The 11,138-nt window shown below is 38.5% G+C and carries 9 protein-coding genes and 1 tRNA gene; 2 read left to right on the top strand and 8 right to left on the bottom strand.

All coding sequences use genetic code 11. From position 1 onward, the window contains the following. Positions 1 to 234: 234 nt before the first annotated feature. The 7 genes from QHH19_01155 to QHH19_01125 all read right to left on the bottom strand — a co-directional run bounded on the left by QHH19_01155 (position 235) and on the right by QHH19_01125 (position 4,549). Positions 235 to 307: transfer RNA gene (locus QHH19_01155), tRNA-Arg, on the bottom strand. A gap of 137 nt (positions 308 to 444) precedes the next feature. Beyond that, complete coding sequence (locus QHH19_01150; protein MDH7516944.1) at positions 445 to 630, bottom strand: 30S ribosomal protein S27ae; 186 nt, start codon at positions 628 to 630, stop codon at positions 445 to 447. A 5-nt stretch (positions 631 to 635) separates the two neighbouring features. After that, positions 636 to 1,082 (bottom strand): 30S ribosomal protein S24e, encoded by a 447-nt coding sequence (rps24e, locus tag QHH19_01145; GenBank protein ID MDH7516943.1) that lies wholly within the window; start codon positions 1,080 to 1,082, stop codon positions 636 to 638. A gap of 5 nt (positions 1,083 to 1,087) precedes the next feature. Next, positions 1,088 to 1,594, bottom strand: coding sequence for a DUF359 domain-containing protein (locus QHH19_01140; GenBank protein MDH7516942.1), 507 nt, complete (start codon positions 1,592 to 1,594; stop codon positions 1,088 to 1,090). A gap of 2 nt (positions 1,595 to 1,596) precedes the next feature. Further along, entirely contained in the window at positions 1,597 to 1,782 is a 186-nt protein-coding gene (spt4, locus tag QHH19_01135; protein ID MDH7516941.1) for a transcription elongation factor subunit Spt4, read from the bottom strand. Beyond that, complete coding sequence (locus tag QHH19_01130; GenBank protein ID MDH7516940.1) at positions 1,779 to 2,387, bottom strand: DNA-directed RNA polymerase; 609 nt, start codon at positions 2,385 to 2,387, stop codon at positions 1,779 to 1,781. The genes spt4 and QHH19_01130 overlap by 4 nt, the downstream gene beginning before the upstream one ends. Before the next feature lie 77 nt (positions 2,388 to 2,464). Beyond that, on the bottom strand, positions 2,465 to 4,549 hold the full coding sequence (locus QHH19_01125) for a sodium-translocating pyrophosphatase (GenBank protein ID MDH7516939.1): 2,085 nt from the start codon (positions 4,547 to 4,549) through the stop codon (positions 2,465 to 2,467). 166 nt (positions 4,550 to 4,715) lie between these two features. Between QHH19_01125 and nifJ the strand changes: the two genes are divergently transcribed. Both nifJ and QHH19_01115 read left to right on the top strand, forming a co-directional pair. Next, positions 4,716 to 8,264, top strand: a complete 3,549-nt coding sequence (gene nifJ / locus QHH19_01120) for a pyruvate:ferredoxin (flavodoxin) oxidoreductase (protein MDH7516938.1) — start codon at positions 4,716 to 4,718, stop codon at positions 8,262 to 8,264. A 77-nt stretch (positions 8,265 to 8,341) separates the two neighbouring features. After that, entirely contained in the window at positions 8,342 to 9,715 is a 1,374-nt protein-coding gene (locus tag QHH19_01115; GenBank protein ID MDH7516937.1) for a DHH family phosphoesterase, read from the top strand. On the opposite strand, the gene QHH19_01110 is transcribed toward QHH19_01115, so the two are convergent. Continuing rightward, a complete protein-coding gene (locus tag QHH19_01110; GenBank protein ID MDH7516936.1) occupies positions 9,700 to 11,118 on the bottom strand; it encodes an Ig-like domain-containing protein in 1,419 nt (472 codons plus the stop codon). The genes QHH19_01115 and QHH19_01110 overlap by 16 nt on opposite strands. Between the last annotated feature and the right edge of the window lie 20 nt (positions 11,119 to 11,138).

Here is an 11,138-nt window from a genome sequence, read left to right as displayed (position 1 = left end):
GGGCCACCAGCGTCAGCAACTGGAGGAAGATTTATTGGGTCTTCTCCACTGGCCATTGGCACAAAAATTGTACCACCTGCCAGCAATGTTGCTATTATAAAAACTATTTTTTTTCTAATTTCTAACATATCATCCATCACCCCACCATCCACAATATCACTTTTTGTTAGACCTATTATATAAAATTTTGTTGAAAGAATCACATTTTGTAAAAATATCAAAACCAAGAAAAAACGGATCTGCCGGGATTTGAACCCGGGTTAGAGGCTCCGGAGGCCTCTGTGATATCCAGCTACACTACAGACCCATCACTAAGACAATGAATATGCTTCAGGCTCATAAAAAATTTGATTAAAAAAAGGGTTAAACAAAAACACAATTTTATTGTTTGTTTTCTTCTGTTTTCTGTTTCTCAGGTTTTTTCTCAGAAAGCGATGGCTTTTTTTAAGATGAAACAGGTTTCTCAGGTTGTTTATTTCCACCGCTCTTATACTCAGTGTACCCACAGGTTCCACAGCTAAGACGGTTTTTATGTTCTGCGAGAAAAACGCCGCTACCACATTTCGGGCAATGACGCCGAAGACGAATAATCTTGTCACCCTCGATCTTAAAAATCTCTCTTTTCATCATAAATATCATTTCTTCTCCTCAGCAGGTTTTCCACCAGATTCTTTCTTAGGCTCTTTTTTATCCTCCGCAGCTGGTGGTTTAGCTGGTGATGTCTCAGGTTTTTTCTCAGCCTCAGCCTTGGAGGATGGTTTCTCAGCCTTTTTTTTCTCCTCTTTTTTTCTTTCACGTTTTTCAACCAGTTTGTTGCGCTCAAGCACATATCTCTTCTCTAAACCTTTTGCAGCATCTAAATTAGGATAAACCTTGGCGTAACCAGTACTCTCTTGAGTACCAAAACCCGAGTGAACATAATTAACAATAACATCCTCCTTCTTAACATTAAGTTTATTTGCAAGCTCACTTCTTATAAGCTCACGATCAGGTGTACCTTTCTCACCATGACGTACAGTGAAATAAACCTCAGTCCTGTTAAGCAAAACATTGTTTTTCTTTGAATCAATCTCTATTTCCATAACTATCACATCTCATCGAGGACTTCTTTTACTTTAAGCTTGTTTTCATCAGTCGCCTTTACAACTACGACCCCCTTATCCGGCAATCCATATATTATAGTTACGTCACTCCTAGGAGCGAGAAATATAGCTGCTAAAGAAGCCATATCCTCCTCACCAATAACCTCTATACGCTGAGAACCCTCCTCCAGAACATTATAAGCAGTTTTTATAGCCTCCCAAAGCTCATCAGATATCTCTCCCTGACGGTTTTTTACCCTAACCATTTTTTTACCAAAAGATTTAATCAGTTTTTTAAAATCACTAGAATAAAGATTTCTTTTTATCTTAAAATCAACGACACAAAAAATAGGTGATATATTATTTTTCAACAATGTGTATGTAACCTGGTCTCCAACAGAAACAATATACTTTTCGTTTTTTAAAAAACCAATAAGCTCTTTTTCGTCAACAAAAAATCTACCAATAGGTTCCTTTAACTTGTCTCTCAATTTATCAGGTAATAAACGCATCACTACCTTACCTTTAACGCATATTTACCAGGTTTCGTAATATTCATCTTCTTGGCTATCTGAGAATGCTCAGGGTCACGAATAATAACATAACCCTGCCACCTCTTAGACGTTGGAAGCGAACAATTTGGACAAACATCCTTGTTAGTGAGTAGATGACAGATTTTACATGCGCTTAGATTCTTCACTTTTTACCCTTCTCCTTTTCATCTTTTTTCTTAGGCTCTTCTTTTTTCTTTTTATCTTTCTCAGCAGGACCAGCCTTCAACCACTCGTGCGAACCCAAAGCAGGCTGCCTCATAGTTAAACCAATCTTGCTTTCCCTAGCAGACAACTCATTCAGGCTCACTGAGACAACACGAGCCCTAACAGAATCTCCTGTTTTAAGAACCTGTTTTTTCTCTTTACCAACAATCATCTCGCCTTCTGAATCAACCTCGACATAATCATTCATTATCTGGCTCATATGAATAAGGGCATCAAAAGGACCGATGTGACAGAATGCACCAAACTCTACAATCTCACAAACAATGCCATCAAGTATCTCTTGCAGCTCTGGTTTAAAAGTTAGAGCCTTAAAAGTTACCCGCTGATACAATGCTCCATCACCGTGTATAACAATACCCTCGCCAATTGTTTCAATATTATCAGTTACAACAATCAAACCATAATCCTTTCCCATCGTACCCTCAAAGGTTTTCTGCACAATCTCTTCTACAACAGTATCAATGTCTTCCCCAAATCTTTCAGGTGGAATACGAATTGTATCCTCAACTTTCACTATAGCATACATATTTTAATCAACTCTATAAGATTAAATTTCCTTCCTTGAATATGTTCATACCTTATATGCTTTTTGAGTCCTTAGGTTTACTGGAACATAACAAATAAAGGCAGGAACACAAGTGATACCACTGACATTAATTTTATGAGTATATTCAGAGAAGGACCAGATGTATCCTTACAAGGATCACCCACTGTATCACCAATAACAGCGGCTTTATGAGCAGGGGAGCCTTTTCCACCAAGATTACCAGATTCAATGTATTTTTTTGCGTTATCCCAAGCGCCACCAGCGTTTGCAAGGAATACAGCAAGCAAGAAACCTGTTGATATAGAGCCGAGTAGTAAACCGCCGAGCCCTGCAGGACCGAAGACGAGACCAACTACTATAGGTGATATAACTGCCATTAAACTTGGTAGAATCATCTCCTTTAAAGCCCTCTTTGTACTAATTCGTACACACCGCGAATAATCAGGTTTAGCATTCGAGTTGCTTAGAAGTTTAAACTCTTTGAACTGGTAACGTACTTCTTCAACCATACTATGCGCTGCTTTACCAACTGCACCCATAGTAAGAGCAATAAACACAAAAGGAAGCATAGCACCAATAAAAACACCAGCGACCAAATTAGAGTTACTAATCGTAAGTATAGCGTTTATGTCAGAAATTTTATCAGGATACAATCTGAGCGACTCGATAAAAGTGGCAATCAAAGCTAATGCTGTAATAGCAGCTGAACCAATAGCAAAACCCTTGCCCATCGCAGCAGTTGTATTACCAACTGCATCAAGAGACTCAGCACGCTCACGAACATCCTTGCCCATCCCAGCCATCTCAGCTATACCTGCTGAGTTGTCAGCAACCGGCCCATAACAATCAGTAGCCAAAGAAATACCAAGAACACTAAGCATACCAACCGCAGAGATTGCAACACCATAAAACTCAGCAAAATAATAAGCAACAATCATAGCAACAACAACAGAAATAATAGGAATAACTGTACTCATCATACCAGTAACCATACCTTGGATAATAACAGTAGCTGGTCCTGTTTTCGCTGCATTAGCTATACCCTGGGCGGGTTTCTGTTTCTCAGAAGTGAAATACTCTGTACTCAAACCAATAATTATCCCCGCAATTAAACCCGCAAGCATCGCATAATAAGGTTTTAAAGGATCCTCACCAGATGGATTATCTTTTAGTAAAAACCAAGTAGCAATACCACCTAATATTGCAACTAAAATTGTACTAGCAAAAAGCCCGTTTCTCATAGCGGAATAAACATTTGCTCTTTTGCCTGTACGAACAAAAAACATTCCAATAATAGACGCAAAGATACCTATGCCTGAAATTAATAAAGGAAGCATAATAGCGTTTCCACCATATCTCGTAAGCGCAAATCCACCAGCAATAGCTGCCAAAGCCATAGTAGCAATAATAGACTCAACATATGATTCATATAAATCAGCACCCATACCAGCTACATCACCAACATTATCACCAACAAGATCAGCTATAACCGCTGGGTTTCTTGGATCATCCTCAGGAATATTTTCCTCGATTTTTCCAACAAGATCTGCTCCAACATCAGCAGATTTTGTATAAATACCACCACCAACTCTTGCAAATAATGCTACCGATGAAGCACCAAAACCAAAACCAAATAGGATCTTTGCGGCATCAAATGAACTATACTCAAAGATACTGGTGAATAGAGTATACATACCAAATACACCTAATACACCTAAACCAACGACAGTGATACCCATTACTGCACCACTGGAAAAAGCAATAGAAAGACCCTTGTTCACACTATCTTTTGCTCCCTCTGCTGTTTTTGCGTTTGCTAATGTAGCTATACGCATACCGATGTTACCAGATAAAATAGAGAGAATTGCACCAACTATAAAAGCAAGCGCTGTTCCCCAATGCATATTACTATTTGGAACATAGGATACTCCAAATAAAATAGCTGCAACAGCTATAATAAAAACAACGAGCACCTTATTTTCACTATTTAAAAAGGCAGTAGCACCCTCATGTATAGCACTACTAATTTCCTGCATCTTAGGTGTTCCAGAGCTCTGTCTTTGTATCTTATATACAAGATAACTAGCGTATAACAATGCAACTAAACCACTTAACACTATTATTATAGATATTATATCCATAAGTAGCTCCTCCGCTGTGGGAATTATAAAATGGGTATTTAACAGTTGTGAAAACTTCAAACCAAATATTTATGTATCACACGTGCTTACCGGTTAAGTACCCTAATATTATTTAGAAGATGTTTGAATTAAAACTATGATAGTACAAAAAGGGGCGTGGTTTCTTATGAACAAACAACAAACAACTGTTATGGAGACGAAAAACAAAAAGAAGACTGCCATGAAAAGTATTGATGGTAATACTGCTGCGGCTCATATCGCTTATGCGTTTAGTGATGTTGCTGCTATATACCCTATTACACCATCTTCTCCAATGGGTGAAGAGGTTGATGCATGGGCCGCATATGGTAGGAAAAATATTTTTGATCAAGTTCTCAAAGTCGTTGAAATGCAATCTGAGGGGGGTGCTGCTGGTGCGGTTCATGGTGCTTTAAGTGCAGGAGCATTCGCAACAACATTCACCGCATCCCAGGGTTTACTCCTTATGATTCCAAACATGTATAAGATCGCTGGGGAGCTAATGCCATGTGTATTCCATGTTTCGGGTCGTGCTATAGCAGGACAGGCTCTTTCGATTTTTGGTGATCACCAAGATGTTATGGCAGCTCGTGCAACTGGGTTTGCAATAATATCTTCGAACTCTGTGCAAGAAGTTATGGATTTAGCTTTAGTTTCACATTTATCTACTCTAAGAGCAAGCGTTCCATTCCTTCATTTTTTTGATGGATTTCGTACTTCTCATGAGATACAAAAAATCGAGATGATAGACTATGATGATTTAGCAAAACTCGTGGACTGGGATGCAATAAAAAAGCATAGAGAGCGTGCTTTGAACCCGGAGCATCCGCATCTACGTGGCTCAGCACAAAACCCTGATATTTATTTTCAGGTGAATGAAGCAGCAAACAAGTTTTACCAGGCGGTACCAGGCATTGTTGAAGAGGAAATGAGAAAAGTAGAGAAACTAACTGGCCGAGCCTATCATCTTTTTGATTACGTTGGTGCACCTGATGCAGAAAGGGTTATCGTTATGATGGGGTCAGGTTGTGAGATTGTTGAGGAAACTGTTGGTTATTTAAACAAGAGGGGTGAGAAAGTTGGTTTGATAAAAGTACGTTTGTATCGCCCGTTTTCCGTGGAGCATTTTTTGAAGGTTATTCCGAAAACAACTAAGAAAATTGCGGTGCTTGATCGGACTAAGGAGGTTACTGCTTTTGGTGAACCCTTGTATCTTGATGTTTGTAGTGTGTTACATGACCATAATATAGATATTCAGGTTGTTGGTGGCAGGTATGGTCTTGGGTCAAAAGATTTTACTCCGACTATGGCAAAGGCGGTTTTTGATAACCTAAAACTAGTTTCTCCGAAGAATCATTTTACTGTTGGTATCGATGATGATGTTACACATAGTTCACTTCCATTGGGTGAACAGATTGATACCGCGCCTGAGGGTTTGATTCGCTGTAAATTCTGGGGTATCGGTGGGGATGGAACTGTAGGTGCTAACAAAGATGCGATAAAAATAATTGGGGATAACACAGACATGTATGTACAAGGTTATTTCGCGTATGATTCAAAGAAATCTGGTGGTGTAACTATGTCTCATCTAAGGTTTGGGCGGTCACCGATTCATTCTTCTTATCTCATTGACAAAGCTGATTATATAGCTTGTCATCAGCCATCGTATGTGGATAAATATGATCTTCTTGAGGGGATACGTGAGGGTGGTATTTTTGTTTTAAACTCACCTTGGACTCTTCATGAGATGGAAAAATATTTACCGAACTCGTTGAAAAGGACGATTGCGCAGAAAAAACTGAGGTTTTATAACATTGATGCAGTTAAAATCGCTGAGGAATTAGCCCTTGGTGGGCGTATAAACATGATAATGCAAACCGTGTTTTTCAAACTCTCAAATGTTATTCCAATCAATGATGCAGTGAAATATCTGAAGGATGCGATAGCAAAAACATATGAGAAAAAGGGTCAGAAGGTTATAGAGATGAACTGGAAAGCTGTTGATGCCGCACTTGAAGGGTTACAGGAAATAAAGTATCCGTCATCATGGAAGGATCTACAGCCTGAGAAAAAAATTGCCAGGGATGAACCAGAGTTTGTGACTAAAGTTATGAGGCCTATGTTAGCTCAACAGGGGGATAAACTCCCAGTTAGTGTTTTTACACCTGGCGGTATTTTCCCTCCTGGTACAACAAAATATGAGAAACGCGGTGTTGCAATTAATGTTCCTGAGTGGATTATGGATAAATGCATCCAGTGTAATCAATGTGCAATGGTGTGCCCACATGCAGCGATCAGACCAGTTCTTGTTACCCAAGATGAACTAAGAAAGGCGCCGAAAGGTTTTGAGGCTAAGAAAGCAGTTGGTAAAGAAGCTGAGGGGTTGTTTTTCCGTATCCAGGTTTACCCAGAGGATTGTATGGGTTGTGGGAACTGTGCTGATATCTGTCCTGCGAAAGAGAAAGCGTTGGTTATGAAACCACTTGCGACACAGAAAGACAAGCAGGTGCCTCTGCAGCAGTATGTAGAAACAATTCCTGTGAGATCTGGTGGTTTTGATAAATTCTCTGTGAAAGGTTCGCAGTTCCAGAAACCTTTGTTTGAGTTTTCTGGTGCATGCGCAGGATGCGGAGAAACACCGTATCTGAAAACTATTACGCAGTTGTTTGGTGATAGGATGATTATAGCGAATGCTACTGGTTGCTCAAGTATTTGGGGTGGTTCAGCGCCATCTGTTCCGTTTACTGTGAATGAGAAAGGCCATGGTCCCGCATGGGCTAATTCTTTGTTTGAGGATAACGCAGAGTATGGTTTTGGTATGGTGCTTGCCACTATGCAGAGACGTGAGAAACTTGCTGATCTCATTAAACAAGCAATTGACAAAAGCACGGGCGAGTTAAAAGAAGTGTTTTCTCTTTGGTTGCAGAACATGCATGATGCTGAGAAATCAAAAGAGTATGGTGATAGAATCAAGTCTTTGCTGGAAAAGAATCATAGCGACGTTTTGCTCAAACAGATATGGGAAATGCGTGATATGTTGACGAGGAAATCAATCTGGGCTGTTGGTGGCGACGGATGGGCTTATGATATAGGTTATGGTGGTTTGGATCATGTTATAGCGATGAACGAGGACATAAACATACTTGTTTTTGATACAGAGGTTTACTCTAACACTGGTGGGCAGTCATCAAAGGCTACGCCTATGGGCTCAATTGCTAAGTTCGCTGAATCAGGTAAAAAAACTAAGAAGAAAGACCTGGGTTTGATGGCTATGAGCTATGGTTACGTTTATGTTGCATCTGTTGCTATGGGTGCTAATAAGAACCAGTTCATAAAGGCTTTACAAGAAGCAGAGTCTTATAGAGGACCTTCGCTCATTATAGCTTATGCACCTTGTATAAACCATGGTATAATAAAGGGTATGGGTAAAACACAGGAAGAGGAAAAACTTGCTGTTGAATGTGGTTACTGGCCCTTGTATAGATATGACCCGCGTTTAGCTGCTCAGGGTAAGAACCCGTTCCAGCTTGATTCCAAGGAACCAAATGGTAAAGTCCATGATTTCCTTATGGGTGAGGTTAGATACGCTGCGCTTACAAAAACTTTCCCAGAAGAAGCAAAGAGATTACATAAAGAACTTGAGGAAAGCATAGTTGCTCGTTATAAGATGTATAAGGCTATGGCTGAGCAAAAATAAATAGAAGATCTGGTCTTTTAATTTTAACCAAAAGACTAATCACCTCTTTCTGCATTCCTTTTTTGTGGTGCACTTATTTGTTTAAAAGAGCAGGTGAGTTAGTAGAGATTATACGGAAATCAGAAAATATCCATATTGTTACACATATTGATGCTGATGGTATAGCAGCTGGTGCCATTGCATCCCAGACGTTAAAACGATTAAATAAAGATTATTCCATTGAGTTTGTTAAACAGCTTGATAAAAATGTTTTGGAAAAACTGAAAAATGAAAACCATGAGCTTGTATGGTTCACTGATTTAGGTAGTAATATTGATTTTAAATCTATTGATTTCAACAAAATAGTCACAGACCATCATGTGTGTTCTAAAGACACAGGTTTTTCTTTTCATCTGAACCCTCATCTTTTTAGTATAGATGGAGCTGACCAGATAAGTGGTGCTGGTACTACCTATCTTGTTTGCAGGTTAGTTGATAAAAAAAACATGGATTTGTCTTCGTTAGCTGTTGTGGGTGCTTGTGGTGACATCCAGGATAGGAAAAACTGTAAACTTGTTGGTTTAAACCGTGATATTATTGAGGATGGTAAAAAAGCGGGTGTCTTAGAAACCAAGTTAGATATCCGGTTTTTTGGTAGAGAGACCCGGCCGATATACAAAATGTTACAGTACTCTAATGATCCTATTATACCTGGTTTAAGTGGTAGGGAAGAGGCATGCATATCTTTTCTTCAGGAACTAGGAATAAAAATGAAAGATGGTGACAGTTGGAGGAGATGGATAGATTTAGACAAAAAGGAGAGGTGCAGGATCATTTCTGGGCTTGTTGATCTGCTTTTAAATAAGGGTTTTGGTCATAAAAATGCTAGGAGATTGATTGGGGAGGTATATCTGTTGGAAAAAGAGCAGGTTGGTACTGAGGTTCATGATGCAAAAGAATTTGCAACGTTGCTTAATGCTACGGCACGTTATGGTAAACCAGAGGTTGGCATAAACGTATGTTTAGGTGATAGAGGTGAATGGTTCAAAAAAGCACAAAACCTGCTCCAGGGGCATAGACATAACCTTGTAGAGGGTTTGCAGTTTGCAAAAGAAGAGGGTATTGTCAAGAGGGATTATTTGCAGTTTTTCCACGCAGGCACAGGTATTCGGGATACAATTGTTGGTATTGTCACAAACATGCTGCTTAACTCAGAGGATATAAGCAGTGATATGCCTCTGATTGGTTTTGCAGATACTGAAGATGGGGATGTAAAGGTTTCTGCGAGGGGTACACAAGAACTACTTGATAAAGGCCTTGATTTATCTTATGCATTGCGTAAAACATCTGAAAAACTCGGTGGTGTTGGTGGTGGTCATAAAATAGCTGCTGGTGCAACTATACCAAAAGGAAAAGAAGAAGAGTTTTTAGATTTACTAGAAAAGGAAATAAAAAATCAGTTGAATTTGTAAACTTTTTCAACTTTTACCTCAAAGATTAATTCTTCCCCTGAGAGTTTGTTTAGACTCAGCCCAGCATTATGAAGATCTTCTTCGATTATATACTGTGCAAACATCATTGGGATTACATAGATCCGACGTATCAGGTACGTTCGGTTAAATTCTATTGTTCTGTTGATTTCGTAAGGTTCAATTTTTCCTTTGAATTCGACACTTACGTTGATGTTATTTTCGGTGACATTTTCTACAGTTATGTTTAGCACCATCCCCATATAGTCCAATTTATATTTTGATCCAGGTAACGGAGAACTTTTGATAATTATCTTGGTTTCATTCCACTCTGCTGTTGTTGCATCTGGGAAAATAAAACCTAGTTGATCTATGTTGACAACAAATGGTGTAACTTGGTTAGTGAGATTCTGGGTTTTTGTTGGTGTTGTTTTTATCAGGACGCTAGTATCAGTTACATTGATAACCATCGAGGAGTTTTCCCAGATATAATATGGGGGTAGATTATCATATATCATGCCAGTATAGTATGCCTGTTCAAGATCCTCAACTAAAATATATTCTGGTATGGTGAAGTTTCCAAGGTTTTGTACATTTAACCATTTTAATGTTATGTTCTCATCATTTAAGTCAATGACTTCTAATGTTTGGTTCAGAGTATGATTAAATAAACTTTCAGTTAAATGAGTTGTACTAAAAATATCACCTACACTAACTTTTTTTTCTACGCCATATGCCTTTTCTGGTGGAATAGTTAGGTTTTTTGTTTCACCTTGTTTTAAACCAACAAGTCCTTCTATCAAACCTTCTATATAACCTTGTGAGTAATATTCATATCCTTCTGGTGGATAAGCAGTTTTATTCAGCGTAACATATATCTGCAAAGGCACTCCACTGGTTTTATTTATGGTATTTTTATAGGATGAATCAAAAATAGTACCATTTGAAGCATATCTACCAATATAATTTATGTCAACGCAGTCTCCTAACGCTATTGTTCCAGGTAAATTCACTTGAAGAGTTACGGTAGCCTGAGATTTTTGTCCGTTTTCATCAGTTATTTCATAAACAAATGAATCGTTTCCTGAAAAATTAGTATTAGGTGTATATAAAATTTGATTATCAGCGGTAATATTAACTATTCCATTGGATGCCTGCAATAATATCTGAACTTGTTTCTGATATGAGGTGATATTTGAATATCTATCATTGTGGAGAATAATGTTAATGATATTAGTCGAGTCTTGATATACTGATAGAGAATCATCTTTTGCTAAAACTTCTTGTTTTTTACTTCCAAATAAATTGTTCATGATGTCTTCGCCGTATGCTAATATCAAAAATGCTGATATTGCACACACTACAATAATAACTAAGCCTATAATAGCTATTTTTTCTTTTTGCATGGCTAACTCGAATGGAGTTA

Source organism: Candidatus Thermoplasmatota archaeon, assembly GCA_029907305.1.
Lineage (GTDB): Archaea > Thermoplasmatota > E2 > DHVEG-1 > DHVEG-1 > JARYMC01.
Note: the sequence above shows the minus strand (reverse complement) of the source record. Positions and strands in the feature narration are given on the sequence as shown.